This window comes from Blautia sp. NSJ-140, from assembly GCF_022868965.1.
In the GTDB taxonomy this organism is placed as follows: domain Bacteria; phylum Bacillota; class Clostridia; order Lachnospirales; family Lachnospiraceae; genus Blautia_A.
Genome location: NZ_JALIFS010000003.1, coordinates 152,566 through 165,959, shown reverse-complemented (window position 1 = coordinate 165,959; position 13,394 = coordinate 152,566). Strand labels below are relative to the sequence as shown.

Annotated in this window: 12 protein-coding genes and 1 pseudogene; 3 read left to right on the top strand and 10 right to left on the bottom strand. The window is 45.6% G+C overall.

Annotation, left to right across the window (positions count from 1 at the left end; genetic code table 11):
- Window positions 1-14: 14 nt before the first annotated feature.
- Entirely contained in the window at window positions 15-716 is a 702-nt protein-coding gene (locus MUB50_RS05110; protein WP_118624806.1) for a DNA alkylation repair protein, read from the bottom strand.
- Window positions 713-2,029 (bottom strand): Na+/H+ antiporter NhaC family protein, encoded by a 1,317-nt coding sequence (locus MUB50_RS05105; protein ID WP_114001687.1) that lies wholly within the window; start codon window positions 2,027-2,029, stop codon window positions 713-715. Before MUB50_RS05105 ends, MUB50_RS05110 begins: the two co-directional genes overlap by 4 nt.
- 314 nt (window positions 2,030-2,343) lie before the next feature.
- Here MUB50_RS05105 and MUB50_RS05100 point away from each other — a divergent pair, with 314 nt between their 5' ends.
- Both MUB50_RS05100 and MUB50_RS05095 read left to right on the top strand, forming a co-directional pair.
- A complete protein-coding gene (locus MUB50_RS05100) occupies window positions 2,344-3,927 on the top strand; it encodes a glucose-6-phosphate isomerase (RefSeq protein ID WP_118624808.1) in 1,584 nt (527 codons plus the stop codon).
- Window positions 3,928-4,014: 87 nt separating this feature from the next.
- Window positions 4,015-4,845 carry a Cof-type HAD-IIB family hydrolase gene (locus tag MUB50_RS05095; protein ID WP_118624810.1) on the top strand — a complete coding sequence of 277 codons (831 nt, stop codon included), beginning with the start codon at window positions 4,015-4,017 and terminating at the stop codon, window positions 4,843-4,845.
- 86 nt (window positions 4,846-4,931) lie between these two features.
- Here the strand turns inward: MUB50_RS05095 and MUB50_RS05090 are convergent, their stop codons facing one another.
- The 8 genes and pseudogenes from MUB50_RS05090 to MUB50_RS05055 form a co-directional block, all read right to left on the bottom strand.
- On the bottom strand, window positions 4,932-5,627 hold the full coding sequence (locus tag MUB50_RS05090; protein ID WP_118624812.1) for an Ig-like domain-containing protein: 696 nt from the start codon (window positions 5,625-5,627) through the stop codon (window positions 4,932-4,934).
- Between the two features lie 298 nt (window positions 5,628-5,925).
- Complete coding sequence (locus tag MUB50_RS05085; RefSeq protein ID WP_118515409.1) at window positions 5,926-7,182, bottom strand: competence/damage-inducible protein A; 1,257 nt, start codon at window positions 7,180-7,182, stop codon at window positions 5,926-5,928.
- 31 nt (window positions 7,183-7,213) lie between these two features.
- On the bottom strand, window positions 7,214-7,753 hold the full coding sequence (gene pgsA, locus MUB50_RS05080) for a CDP-diacylglycerol--glycerol-3-phosphate 3-phosphatidyltransferase (RefSeq protein ID WP_015525184.1): 540 nt from the start codon (window positions 7,751-7,753) through the stop codon (window positions 7,214-7,216).
- The gene (rimO, locus tag MUB50_RS05075; protein WP_118624814.1) at window positions 7,737-9,074 is read right to left on the bottom strand and encodes a 30S ribosomal protein S12 methylthiotransferase RimO; all 1,338 of its coding nucleotides are present in this window, start codon (window positions 9,072-9,074) and stop codon (window positions 7,737-7,739) included. The genes pgsA and rimO overlap by 17 nt, the downstream gene beginning before the upstream one ends.
- Window positions 9,075-9,174: 100 nt before the next feature.
- Window positions 9,175-9,429 (bottom strand): annotated as a pseudogene (gene rpoZ, locus MUB50_RS05070) (DNA-directed RNA polymerase subunit omega); the annotation flags it as partial.
- 53 nt (window positions 9,430-9,482) lie between these two features.
- Complete coding sequence (gene gmk, locus MUB50_RS05065; RefSeq protein ID WP_015525188.1) at window positions 9,483-10,103, bottom strand: guanylate kinase; 621 nt, start codon at window positions 10,101-10,103, stop codon at window positions 9,483-9,485.
- Window positions 10,096-10,368 (bottom strand): DUF370 domain-containing protein, encoded by a 273-nt coding sequence (locus MUB50_RS05060; RefSeq protein WP_021978072.1) that lies wholly within the window; start codon window positions 10,366-10,368, stop codon window positions 10,096-10,098. The genes gmk and MUB50_RS05060 overlap by 8 nt, the downstream gene beginning before the upstream one ends.
- A 45-nt stretch (window positions 10,369-10,413) precedes the next feature.
- Window positions 10,414-11,292: a YicC/YloC family endoribonuclease gene (locus MUB50_RS05055; RefSeq protein ID WP_118515403.1), complete on the bottom strand. Its 879-nt coding sequence runs from the start codon at window positions 11,290-11,292 to the stop codon at window positions 10,414-10,416.
- Window positions 11,293-11,476: 184 nt separating this feature from the next.
- On the opposite strand from MUB50_RS05055, the gene MUB50_RS05050 reads away from it, so the two are divergent.
- The gene (locus MUB50_RS05050) at window positions 11,477-13,228 is read left to right on the top strand and encodes an Rqc2 family fibronectin-binding protein (protein WP_118624816.1); all 1,752 of its coding nucleotides are present in this window, start codon (window positions 11,477-11,479) and stop codon (window positions 13,226-13,228) included.
- Window positions 13,229-13,394: the final 166 nt, after the last annotated feature.

Genomic DNA, 13,394 nt, shown 5'->3' with positions numbered 1-13,394 from the left:
CCCTTACCTGCTGTTTATTTCTTTATCCGCAGTGTCCTGAGATGATCCTTCTGCTCCTGTGTGATCCGGTAGCTTTCAATGGATTTCTGGATCGTCTTGTTATGAGTCCAGATATCCATTCTCTGCTCTTCCAGGAATGGAAGGATCTTCTCATACTGTTTTGCCAGCGCTGTAGCAAAATACCAGGCTCGCATCATATTTACATAATATTCTTCCGAGCGGATCGCTGCCACTTTCTCCGGATATTCCGGTTTAAATCCTTCGTCCAGATAATGGCGCATCAGCATACTGATCCCGAACCGGATGATATACGGCTTATCCGACTCCATCCAGCGATAAATCTCCCGGATAAATATATCACGGTGTTTTTTCATCATATGGAGCGCCAGCAGATCACAGGTCGCCCAGTTATCAATGTGCGGAAGAAAACGCTCCAGTTCTTTCAGACATTTATCATAATCTCTGATCTGCTCGATCAGCAGGCCATGGAGATTATTTTCCTCATAATACTGATGAGGAAGAACCTTCAGGAACATTTCGGATCTTTCTGTTTTTCCAAATTCTTTTGCAAATTTCCGGAGTATCGGTGTCCGGATACCGATGATCTTTTCTTTCTCCACAGTCGGAACCAGCCTTGCATGAAAATCCCGATATCCTGTATCCTGCATTTCAAACAGTCTTTTCCGGACATCCCGGATCATCTCTTCCTGATTCATTTATCATCCCCGCCTTTTATACCAAAGATCGCGATCAGAGAACTCACAAGCAGAAGCATGGGGTAAAACAGTTTCGGCATGATCTGAAAAGCAGAAAGCTCAAATCCCAGTTCCTTTGCCGCAGAAATGGCAACCAGCATCTGGGCTCCATATGGAATCACCCCCTGGAAAATACAGGAAAATGTATCCAGGATAGAAGCTGTCTTTCTGGAAGTGATCTTATATTCCAGCGCCATTTCCTTTGCAATGGGGTTGGCCATAACAATGGCCACCGTATTATTGGCTGTTGCGATATCCATAGTTCCAACCAGAAGTCCCATACCAAGAAGTCCGCCTTTTTTCCCTTTAAAAACTCTCTGTATTCCGGAAAGCAGTGCTTCAAAGCCTCCATGCTCCCGGATCAGCGCACACATGGCTGCTACAAGGATAGCCACCATACAGGTCTCAAACATCCCGGAAACACCGGAGCCAATATTTGTCAGAAGCTCCACTGGCGTGATATGTCCTCCAAGAAGCATAATAAATGCTCCGGAGACAATTCCGATCAGAAGTACCACAAATACATTGATGCCGATAATCCCGCCGATCAGCACCAGAACATACGGAAGGATCTGCACAAGATGATAATCCTGTACCACTCTTCCCTGAATCTCTGTCTGAAAAGACAGAATAAGGATCAGGAGCAGTGTAACAACAGCTGCCGGAAATGCGATCCAGAAATTTTCCCGGAATTTATCTTTCATCTGACAGCCCTGACCGTTGCAGGCTGCGATCGTGGTATCAGAAATAAAAGAAAGGTTGTCACCAAACATGGCTCCTCCCATCACCGATGCCACACAAAATGCCATATCAAAACCGGAAGCTTTGGAAACCGCTACCGCAATAGGGGTAAGAAGCGTGATCGTCCCAACGGAAGTTCCCATAGCCACAGATACGAAGCAGGCAACTACAAACAATACCGCAACAGAAAAACGTGCCGGTATCAGAGAAAGCATACAGTAGGCCACACTTTCTGCACTGCTGCGCCCCACAACACCCACAAAAGAGCCTGCGGTCAGAAAGATCAGAAGCATGGTGATGATATTTTTATCTCCTACTCCTTTTGCCATAAGCTCCAGCTTTCTGTCAAAGCTGATCGTTCTGTTCTGAACACATGCCACCAGGATCGCAGACAGAAAAGCCACAACGATCGGTACATTATAAAATCCCATAGGGATCTTCATCACATACTCAAACAAAATCCCCAGTCCCAGATACAGGACCAGAAAAACACCGATAGGCAGCAGTGCGATCACATTTCCTTTTTTCTTCATTTCCTCCATAAAACAATTCCCTTCATCACTTATTATTTTCCCGGCTTTTTTCTCCGGGTGATCTGTTTTCTATCATATCATATTTCCCCATTCCTGTCCTGTTGCTGACGGAAACTTCTTCATATTTCCGTCACGATCCTGTTATCTCTGATATTTTTTACCTTATTTAACAAGATTTTCACCAATTAAATCGTTCCTTCCGTTGAAATCCAGAGCTTTTTTCAGTATAATTGGCTGTAGACAATTGTGAAAAAGATATCCGAAGGATTTATGTTGATATCTCTGATCACAGTCATTAAAGGAGGAATATGATTATGGCAACATGGAAAAATCTGGACACTCTTGCTTCTTACAGCAAACTTAACGGTCTGAAAGATCACGTGAACATTGCAGAAGCAATGTCCGGCGAGCAGGGTGCAGAACGTGTAAAGAAGTACAGCGTACCGATGGCAGCAGGTCTGGCTTACAATTACGCAGCTAAGGAAGTGGACGAGACCGTTCTTGACGCACTTTCCAAACTGGCTGATGAGGCAGAACTGATCGAAAAATTCCAGGAATTATATAACGGCGCAGTGATCAACACAGGCGAGAAACGTATGGTCCTTCATCATCTTGCACGTACACAGCTTGGCGAGCCTGTTGTTGTTGACGGTGTGGACAAGCGAGAATTCTATGTAGCTCAGCAGAAGAAAGCTGCAGATTTTGCAAACAAAGTACATGCAGGCGAGATCACAAATGAAGCCGGTGAGAAATTCACTACGGTTGTACAGATCGGTATCGGCGGAAGTGACCTGGGACCGCGTGCATTATATATCGCACTTGAAAACTGGGCAAAGGCAAACAACACCTTCAAGATGGAAGCAAAATTCATCAGCAACGTTGACCCGGATGATGCAGCTGCTGTTCTTGCATCTGTAGATCTTGCTCACTCTCTTTTCATCGTTGTATCCAAATCCGGTACAACCCTCGAGACTCTGACTAACGAGGCATTCGTAAAAGACGCTCTCACAAAAGCCGGCTTAAACCCGTCCAAGCATATGCTTGCAGTAACCAGTGAGACTTCTCCTCTGGCAAAGAGCGATGACTACCTTACCGCAATCTTTATGGATGATTATATCGGCGGACGTTATTCTTCTGTTTCCGGTGTAGGCGGAGCAATCCTTTCCCTGGCATTCGGACCGGAAGTATTCGCAGAGCTGCTTGACGGAGCTGCCGAGGAGGATAAGCTTGCAACAAATAAGAACATTCTTGAGAACCCGGATATGCTGGATGCCCTGATCGGCGTTTATGAGAGAAATGTACAGGGATATCCTTCTACTGCAGTTTTACCATACTCACAGGCATTAAGCCGCTTCCCTGCTCATCTTCAGCAGTGTGATATGGAGTCTAACGGTAAATCTGTAAACCGCTTTGGTGAGCCGGTGGATTATGTGACCGGACCGGTGATCTTTGGTGAGCCAGGAACCAACGGACAGCACTCCTTCTACCAGCTTCTGCATCAGGGAACTAATATTGTTCCGCTTCAGTTCATCGGCTTTAAGAAGAGCCAGCTTGGTGTTGATGTTGATATCGAGAACAGCACAAGCCAGCAGAAGCTCTGTGCAAACGTTGCAGCACAGATCGTTGCTTTTGCATGTGGAAAAGAAGATGAGAACCTGAACAAAAACTTCAAGGGCGGACGTCCTTCCAGTATCATTATTGGTGAGGAACTTACACCGAAGTCTCTGGGTGCGCTTCTTGCACACTTTGAGAACAAGATCATGTTCCAGGGCTTTGTATGGAACCTGAACAGCTTTGACCAGGAGGGTGTACAGCTTGGTAAGGTTCTTGCAAAACGTGTTCTCGCTCATGATACAGACGGAGCACTGAAAGTTTACAGTGATCTTCTTGATATCTGATAAACAGATAGGTACCGTCCCGGAAAATGTTTTTTCGGGACGGTTTTTCTGTATATGTGACCTTAACCGGGAAAGGAAATCTTAAATATGCAGCAGATAAAAATGATCGGTCTTGATCTGGACGGAACTCTTCTGAATACAAAAAAAGAACTCACAGAAAATACCAGGCGCGTTCTCAGGGAAGCTATTGATGCAGGTATCCTTGTTCTGATGGCTACCGGCCGGCCATATACCGGCATTCCCGCGGAACTGAGAAATTTTCCGGGAATTCACTATGCTCTCACCTCCAACGGAGCCAGAGTCCTTGATACAGACCATAATAAACTTCTTATCGAGCAGCTTCTTCCCATGGAAAGTGCAAAAAAAGCTCTCCGTATCTTTGAAAAATATGATACTTTAAGTGAGATCTATTTTGACGGTCAGGGATATGCAGACGCTGCCAAGCTTGATAATGTAGGAAAATACCATCACGACCCTAATATGTGGAATTATGTCCGTACTACCCGTATCGCGGTTCCAGACATCCAGGATGTCATTACAAAAGAAAACAGAAGCATGGATAAAGTCCAGGCGCTTTTTGCAGACATGGAGGAACGTGCCGCCGCCTGGAAGGAATTAAGTGAACTTAAGGAGCTGGAGCTTGTAGGCTCCTTAAGCTACAATATTGAGATCAACGCCGCCGGTGTCAACAAAGGAACCGCTCTTGTTGCTCTTGGCGAAATGCTGGGAATCCCAAGAGAATCCATTATGGCATGCGGAGACGGTGACAACGATGTCCATCTTCTCCGGGAAGTCGGTTTTGGCGTAGCCATGGCCAATGCACAGCCCCAGGTAAAAAAAGCAGCCGATTATATTACTGCTTCCAATGACGAAGACGGTGTAGCACGCGCCATTGAAAAATATGCGCTGCACCGATGAGATATTCTATTATGTATCCCCAAAAGGAACCGACAGTTTTTACGCTGTCGATTCCTTTTTTAGAATGGGATTGAATGGCGGAGCATTCATATTCGATCAATATTCATAGTTTCCTGCCGGCTGTTTGATCCTGGTAAAAAGATCATGCCAGGACTGATCCCAACCTGAAGCTGTCTCACATCACCTTTATTCATATTTAAGGTGGTGGCACTTAAAGATGGTTTCGGCATCGGTGTAGGTGTCGGCTTCGGTTTCTGCGCTGCTTTTACTGTAACCTTACAGTTAAATTTCTTCGTATTTGCCTTCGCTGTGATTACTGCCGTTCCTTTTTTCACTGCGGTGATCTTTCCTTTGGAATCCACACGTGCGATCTTAGGATTGGAAGAAGAATATTTCACCTTCACAGTTGTTCCTGTCAGTTTAATGGCACTGGATTTTTTTTCTGTTAATGTCAGCGATGTCCTGCTGAGCTTCGGTGTCTCTACCTTTACAACACACTTATATGTTTTTTTGCTTACCTTTGCATAGATCGTTGCGGAACCTTTATTTTTGGCAACCACCTGGCCTTTGCTGTTTACGGTCGCAACGCTCTTTTTGGACGATCTCCAGGCAACCTTCTGCCTGGTCCCGGTAACCTTAAGTGTTGGCTTCTCACCTTTTAATAGAGTTACTTTTGTTCTGTTCAGTTTTGGTGCGGCGCTGACAGTCACACTTCCGAATGCCATCGTAAAAATAAGGCTGATCAGCAGCACAAAACACAACAGATTTTTTTTCTTTTTCATTCTGATTTCCCTCTTTCCGGTAAAACGTATATTTACGTCATATATTGCTTTAACCACATTTTAGAGGAAATCCCTGATAAAAACACTAGCACTTATGATAGTATCCTTGCAAATATGATCATTTATATTCTTTCGTCGCTCATACCAAGGCTTATTATCAGGAAACAAAAATACAACAGGACTGATTTTTGATACAGATACTTGAATTCAAAAGTTTCATCTGTTTAAAAATCAGTCCTGTTGTATAAAAAAATATTATGGTTGATCTGTAACGCCAGACAGATGATCAAGACATTCGCTATCTGCTCATAATGATACAGTCACGTAACATCGCCAGCGCATGCGCTGTAGTCTGCTCGCGGATCCGCGTGCGGTTTCCTGTGAAATGGAACTCTTTGGCAATGGCCTTGCCCTTATAGCAGCAGCCCATAAATACAGTACCAACCGGAGTTTCCTTTGTTCCGCCTCCCGGTCCTGCCAGACCCGTCACGGAAATACTGATATCTGCTCCAGATGCTTTGCAGGCACCCTTTGCCATTTCTCTGGCACATTTGGCGGAAACTGCCCCCTGCTCCTTCAGAGTACGCTTCTTCACTCCCAGACATTTATGCTTGGCCTTGTTACTGTAAGTCACAAAGCCATAGCCAAACACCTCCGACGCACCGGATACATTGACAATGCGCTGGGCAATCATACCGCCGGTGAGCGATTCCGCCAGGGATAGCTTCAGATCTTTTTCTTTCAGAAGATCGATCACTGCTTCCTCAAGTGTCTTACTCTCATCTGTGGCAAAAACATTCTTTCCAAAACGCTTCTTCAGCTCCTTGACAACCGGTTTGATCAGCTTTCTGCAGACCTTTTCATTCTCTGCGCTTGCTGTCACACGAAGATGCACTTCACCGGTTTTGGCATAAGGTGCAATGGTAGGATTAGTCTGACTTTCAATCAGATCCTGGATCTCCTCTGCTACCTGACTCTCACCGATCCCGCTGATCTTCACCATCTGGGATACAATGATCTCCGGCTGGTTTTTCTGCAGATACGGGACAACGTACTCCTCGAACATGGGCTTCAGTTCATTGGGAGGGCCCGGAAGAAGGATTGCGGTTTTTCCTTTTTTCTCAAGGATCAGTCCTGGAGCAGTTCCGTTATGATTGTCAAGAACAATGGCTCCCTCAGGGACCATGGCCTGTTTATAGTTGTTCTTCGTGATACGTCTCTGAGGATTGTTTTTCTCATATTCCTTCAGATATTTATCGATCAGTTTCCTTGAGTGGGAATCTTCCTTAAGCGGCATTCCCATCAGATCCGCAGTTACTTCCTTGGTGATATCATCCTCTGTTGGTCCAAGGCCTCCTGTGAGGATCACAACATCAGAACGGTCCAGTGCGGTACGGATCACGTCACGCATACGGCCTTCATTATCACCTACTACATCCTGATAGTAAACGCTTAACCCAAGCAGGGCGCATTTTTCAGAAAGATAGGCACTGTTGGTATTTACGATATTTCCAAGAAGGATCTCGGTTCCTACGGATATCAGCTCTGTGATCATGAAAAGAAACTCCTTTCGTATACTTTGATCCCTACTCCTGCATGGAAAGGACCTTTCTGTTCTGCATGATATAAGTCAGCAGGGAGATGATGGTCAGTGCAACAGACAGCCAGATAAATATCTGTGTCAGCACTGCAAAAACACCTCCGAAATCCAGCATCAGAAGTATGATCATGATCATCTGGGAAACGGTTTTAAATTTTCCCCAGTAATTTGCGGCAATGACAATTCCGTTCTCAGCTGCGATCAGACGGAAACCACTGATGATAAATTCCCGTCCGATGATAATGATCACAACCCATGCCGGAAGCTTGTCAACCTCAATCATACAGATCATGGCAGAGCATACCAGAAGCTTGTCAGCCAGCGGGTCCATAAATTTTCCAAAATTGGTTATCAGGTTATATTTTCTGGCAAGATGACCGTCAAACCAATCTGTCACACTTGCTGCGACAAAAATCGCAAGACAGATCCAGCGGTTTGCTTCTCCTCCCCATCCTGTCAGTAAGAAAACTACAAGAAATGGTACAAGTATCATTCTTGCAACTGTAAGTTTATTCGGTGTATTCATCGCTCAGCACTCCTATCAAATCATACTCAAGCGCACCTGTCACACGTACCTTTGCAAAATCACCTGTCATAAGCAGTTCGCCTGTCTGAACGAAAATATATCCGTCAACCTTCGGTGCATCCCCATAGGTACGTCCGATATAGGCACTTTCATCTGCAACTTTTCCCTCGATCATAACAAGAAGTTCCTGTCCGATACGATCCTGACCTCTGTCGTAAGAGATTTCCTGCTGAAGTTCCATCAGCTCGTCTCTGCGTTCTTCCTTCACTTCTTCCGGAACCTGGTCTGCCATCTCTGCTGCCGGGGTATTCTCCTCCGGAGAGTAAGTGAAGACACCAAGGCGATCAAATTCCATCTCATCTACGAATTCCTTCAGTTCTTCATGGTCTTCCTCCGTCTCACCCGGAAATCCGGTGATCAGAGTTGTACGCAGTATAATATCCGGAATCTCCCTGCGGAGCTTTTCGACAATATCGATCAGTTCCTGTTTGGAAGTACGGCGGCCCATTCTCTTAAGAATGCGGTCCGACGCGTGCTGGATCGGAATATCCAGATAATGACAGATCTTCTTCTCATCACGAATGGTTTCGATCAGTTCATCGTAAATCTCCTCCGGATAACAGTAAAGGATGCGGATCCAACGGATACCTCTGATCTCACAGAGTTTCTTTAAAAGAATATGAAGAGATTTTTTGCCATAAAGATCTCTTCCGTAAACGGTGGTCTCCTGTGCTACCAGGATCAGTTCTTTCACTCCCTGTTCAGCCATATCCTCTGCCTGGGCAATGAGGCGCTCCATAGGAACGCTTCGAAATTTACCTCTGAGCTTCGGGATGATGCAGTAGGTACAGTGCTTGTCGCAGCCTTCCGCGATCTTCAGGTAGCCGAAATGTCCACCTGTTGTAAGGACACGTTTGCTTCCTGTATCCGGCAGATAATCAATATCACGGAATTCTTCGAAATGATTTCCGGCTACTGCTTCTTCCAGAGCCTTTACGATGTCGCCGTAGGATGTAGTTCCAAGAACAGCATCGACCTCCGGAACCTCCTCAATGATCTCTTTCTGGTATCGCTGTGCCATACAGCCGGTAACGATCAGTGCATGGCAGCTTCCTGTTTTTTTGTACTCTGCCATTTCAAGAATGGTTTCCACACTCTCTTCCTTGGCATCCTTGATAAAACAGCAGGTATTGATCACGATTGCATCTGCCTGCGTTTCATCGTCTGTGATCTCATGACCTCCGGCTGTAAGAAGTCCCAGCATTTCTTCGGAATCCGCCAGGTTCTTGTCACAGCCAAGAGAGATGAATAATATTTTCATAAAATTACTCCGCTTCCGTCTGAGCTGCTTCTGCAGTCTCAGTGCCTTCTGCGGTCTCGCCCTCTGCTGCCTCAAGAGCCTCCTTCTCAGCTTCAAGAGCCTCCAGCTCTTCCTCTTCTTCCTGTCCGGGAAGGATCTTTACCTTACCCTTGTAGAGCTCATCAATGGCAACAGAAAGCGGTTTCTTTCCTGCTGCACCCGGTACAAGCGGCTCTGCTCCTGCGATCAGCTGGCGGGCACGTTTGCTAGCTGCAAGTACAAGAGAATAACGGCTGTTCAGCACGAGAGCCTCATCGTCGTCCTCGTTGTTTGTGTTGATAGCCTCAATTAATTCTGAATAAGATGGATGTATCATATCTTTTCTCCCTTCTGTAACGGCAGGGCCGTATTTAACTTATTAATTGGTATTTATAAAAAAGCTTCCGCTTCTTTCTGGATCCTGGATACAAAATCATGATTCCTGGATGTACGCATGCGCTCACACCGGATGGTCTCATGAAGTGTATCAACACATTCCTCCAGATCATCATTGATCAGGAGATAATCATATTTATCCATTCCTCTGGATTCTTCAACCGCTCTTCTGAGACGCCCGTTGATCACATCCAGAGTCTCTGTTCCGCGACCTACCAGACGGTTCTTAAGCTCCTCCATAGACGGCGGACATACAAATACCAGCAGTGTATCCGGAAACTTCTCACGGATCTTCATGGCACCCTGGATCTCAATCTCAAGAATCACATCTTTCCCTGCGGAAAGCTGCTCCTCCACATATTTGCGGGGTGTGCCATAATAATTCTCCACATACTGTGCATACTCGATCAGTCCGTCTTCCCGGATCAGCTGTTCAAATTCTTCTTTTGTGCGGAAGAAATAAGCCTCTCCGTCCTTCTCGCCCGGTCTTGGATTTCTGGTAGTAACAGAAACAGATAATGCATAATTGTCATATTTTTCCATCAGACGTTTCATGACAGTACCTTTTCCGGAACCGGAAAATCCCGAAACAACAACTAAAATTCCCTTACTCATTTCCTTCCTCCCTCGTTTCTTCTCCATACGCTTCCGAAAATCTCCTGGCAATGGTTTCCGGCTGCAGAGCGGAAAGGACAAGATAATCATCGGAAGTAACGATCACTGCTTTTGTTTTTCTTCCCTGTGTGGCATCGATCAGAGTTCGGGTTCCCTTGACACTCTGTATCATGCGCTTTACAGGAGCGGCATCCGGACTTACCACAGCCACGATCTTGCGTGAATTGACAACATTTCCAAAGCCTACATTAATGAGTTTCGCCATTTACGCTCTCCCTTTCTGTCTGTGTACAGCCTGTTTCCTGTCCGGTTACTCGATATTCTGGATCTGCTCACGAATCTTCTCGATCTCTGTCTTCAGATCGATAGCCGCGTTAGATACGGTAAGATCATTGGATTTAGACAGGATGGTGTTCGCCTCACGGTTCATCTCCTGTGCCATGAAATCCATCTTACGTCCCACGCCCTCGTTCTCATCCAGGATCTTTCTCATTCCGTGGATGTGGCTTCGAAGACGTACCGTCTCCTCATCATTGCAGATCTTATCTGAAAAAAGTATCACCTCTGCGGCGATCCTGGAATCATCGATCTGGTTATCTTCAAGAAGCTCATGCATCTTGGTTTCCAGTTTCTCCCGATAAGCCTTCACTACTTCCGGAGAACGTTTTTCCACTACATCGACCTTTGCTTCCAGTCCGTCCAGCTTCCCAAGAAGATCCTGTTTCAGATTAGCGCCCTCACGCTGGCGGGTCTCCACAAATTTCCGACAGGCCTCATGAAGCGGACCCTCCAGAAAATTCCAGAGTTCTTCCTCATCCGGAGCCTGCTCTTCCATTGTAAACACATCCGGATATCTGGAAAGTGTGGAAACACGGATATCATTCTCAATCCCCAGTTCCTCACTCATCTGGTTCAAATAGCCCAGATATTCCCTTGCCAGCTCTGCATTGTACTTCAGAGCCATTCCGCCCATTGTATAGTCTTCGTAGGTGATGAACACATCAACTTTGCCGCGGCGGATATAAGTCTTCATCACATTTCGGATCTCTCCCTCAAAATAGCTGAGTCTTTTCGGCATTTTGATGTTCAGATCCAGATATCTGTGATTGACGGATTTCAGTTCAACAGAAACCTTACGTTCTCTGGAAACTGCTTCTGCCCTGCCAAAGCCGGTCATACTTTTTATCATGTTATCCTCCAATACTGCCTCTTAAGTTTATCAGCTGCTGATAAATGCAGCCAATGATTGCATACGGATTTATTATAGTTCATTCCAAAACCCTAGTCAAACTCTTTTTTTACTGTTATAATGATCGATGTTGAAATGAGTTGCTGTGAACGGAGTGAACAGCAACTGAAATGGAGGTAAAATCATGGCATTTGACGGAATTACAGTTTCTGCTCTCGTGGCAGAGATTGATGATAATTTAAAAGGCGGACGTATCAATAAAATCGCCCAGCCGGAAAACGATGAACTTTTGATCACAGGAAAAGGCGCAAATGGACAGAAACGTCTTCTCTTAAGTGCAAGCGCATCCCTTCCTCTGATCTATTTTACAGATAAGAACCGTATCAGTCCTTTAACTGCACCGAACTTCTGCATGCTTCTTCGAAAGCATATCGGAAGCGCCCGAATCCTGGATGTAAAACAGCCGGGAATGGAGCGTGTGGTGGAATTTGAGCTGGAGCATCTCAATGAACTTGGCGACCCCTGCCGGAAGCGCCTGATCATGGAGCTGATGGGCAAACACAGCAACATCATCTTCTGCGATGAAAAAGGCATGATCCTGGACAGTATCAAACATGTCTCTTCCCATATGAGTTCTGTCCGTGAAGTCCTTCCAGGAAGAGAATATTTCATTCCAAATACCCGAGATAAAGAAAATCCGCTGACAGTTTCCGAGGAAGAATTTACCGGACATATCTGCAAAAAACCGGTAAACATTTCCAAAGCGCTTTATACTTCCCTCACCGGTATGAGCCCGGTAATGGCTGAGGAGATCTGCTACCGTGCATCCATTGACGGAAGTGATGCAGCGCAGTCCCTGGATGAAACGGCCTGCACCCATCTTTATCATACCTTTCTCCGCCTTATTGAGCAGATCCGGAACAGAGAGTTCACCCCGAATATTGTCTACCGCGGAGATGAGCCTGTGGAATACGGTGTCTTTCCTTATCAGCAGTTTGGCAGTGAATACCGCAGTGAAACCTTTGACAGTGTTTCTGTTATGCTGGAGACCTATTATGCTACCAAGAGTCTGTTGACACGCATCCACCAGAAATCCTCCGATCTTCGCCGTGTAGTACAGACCGCTCTGGAACGTAATCGAAAAAAATACAACATCCAGAAAAAGCAGTTGAATGATACTTCAAAAAAAGATAAATTCAAGGTCTACGGTGAACTGATCAACACCTATGGATACGGGCTTGAAGAAGGCTGCAGATCCTTTAAGGCACTGAACTATTACACCAACGAGGAAATCACTATCCCTCTTGACCCGACATTGACACCGGCACAGAATTCCAAGAAATATTTTGATAAATACGGAAAGCTGAAGCGTACAGAGGAAGCCGTCACCGAACAGATCGCAGATACGGAAAGTGAGATCTCTCATCTGGAATCTATCTCCAATGCTCTGGATATCGCCAGATCCGAAAGTGACCTTTCCCAGATCAAGGAAGAGCTCACTGAGTACGGCTATATCAAACGTCACTACACTAACAAAAAAGGCCAGAAAGCCCAGCCGAAATCCAAACCGCTCCACTACATATCCAGTGACGGTTTTGATATCTATGTGGGAAAAAACAATTTCCAGAATGATGAGCTGACTTTCAAGTTTGCAACCGGAAATGACTGGTGGTTCCATGCAAAGAAGATGGCTGGTTCCCATGTGATCGTCCGCACCAAAGATGGTGAACTTCCGGACCGTACCTTCGAAGAAGCAGGACGCCTGGCAGCCTGGTACTCCAAAGGGCACTCTGCTCCCAAGGTAGAGATCGATTATATCCAGAAAAAACATGTAAAAAAACCTGCCGGTGCAAAACCCGGTTTCGTTGTTTATTACACCAATTATTCTCTCATGGCTTCTCCGGATATTTCGGATCTGAAAGAGGTCACGGAGTAAACTAAAAAAACCTTCCTGTGTTCTCGTATTTCTCCAAGACAGGATACCTGTGTCTCTGCAAGTATCTGTCCTGAGAAATTTTTCTGTAAACACAGGAAGGTTTTTTATGTTTTCAGTGGACATTCGCACTCCGCTTCATTATATGCTCATGAACAAAAATCACAAA

Bases quoted from the DNA above. Each gene is read 5' to 3' on its own strand.
- MUB50_RS05110 (WP_118624806.1), bottom strand. From the start codon at position 716: ATGAATCAGGAAGAGATGATCCGGGATGTCCGGAAAAGACTGTTTGAA.
- MUB50_RS05105 (WP_114001687.1), bottom strand. From the start codon at position 2,029: ATGAAGAAAAAAGGAAATGTGATCGCACTGCTGCCTATCGGTGTTTTT.
- MUB50_RS05100 (WP_118624808.1), top strand. From the start codon at position 2,344: ATGGCAACATGGAAAAATCTGGACACTCTTGCTTCTTACAGCAAACTT.
- MUB50_RS05095 (WP_118624810.1), top strand. From the start codon at position 4,015: ATGCAGCAGATAAAAATGATCGGTCTTGATCTGGACGGAACTCTTCTG.
- MUB50_RS05090 (WP_118624812.1), bottom strand. From the start codon at position 5,627: ATGAAAAAGAAAAAAAATCTGTTGTGTTTTGTGCTGCTGATCAGCCTT.
- MUB50_RS05085 (WP_118515409.1), bottom strand. From the start codon at position 7,182: ATGATCACAGAGCTGATATCCGTAGGAACCGAGATCCTTCTTGGAAAT.
- pgsA (WP_015525184.1), bottom strand. From the start codon at position 7,753: ATGAATACACCGAATAAACTTACAGTTGCAAGAATGATACTTGTACCA.
- rimO (WP_118624814.1), bottom strand. From the start codon at position 9,074: ATGAAAATATTATTCATCTCTCTTGGCTGTGACAAGAACCTGGCGGAT.
- gmk (WP_015525188.1), bottom strand. From the start codon at position 10,103: ATGAGTAAGGGAATTTTAGTTGTTGTTTCGGGATTTTCCGGTTCCGGA.
- MUB50_RS05060 (WP_021978072.1), bottom strand. From the start codon at position 10,368: ATGGCGAAACTCATTAATGTAGGCTTTGGAAATGTTGTCAATTCACGC.
- MUB50_RS05055 (WP_118515403.1), bottom strand. From the start codon at position 11,292: ATGATAAAAAGTATGACCGGCTTTGGCAGGGCAGAAGCAGTTTCCAGA.
- MUB50_RS05050 (WP_118624816.1), top strand. From the start codon at position 11,477: ATGGCATTTGACGGAATTACAGTTTCTGCTCTCGTGGCAGAGATTGAT.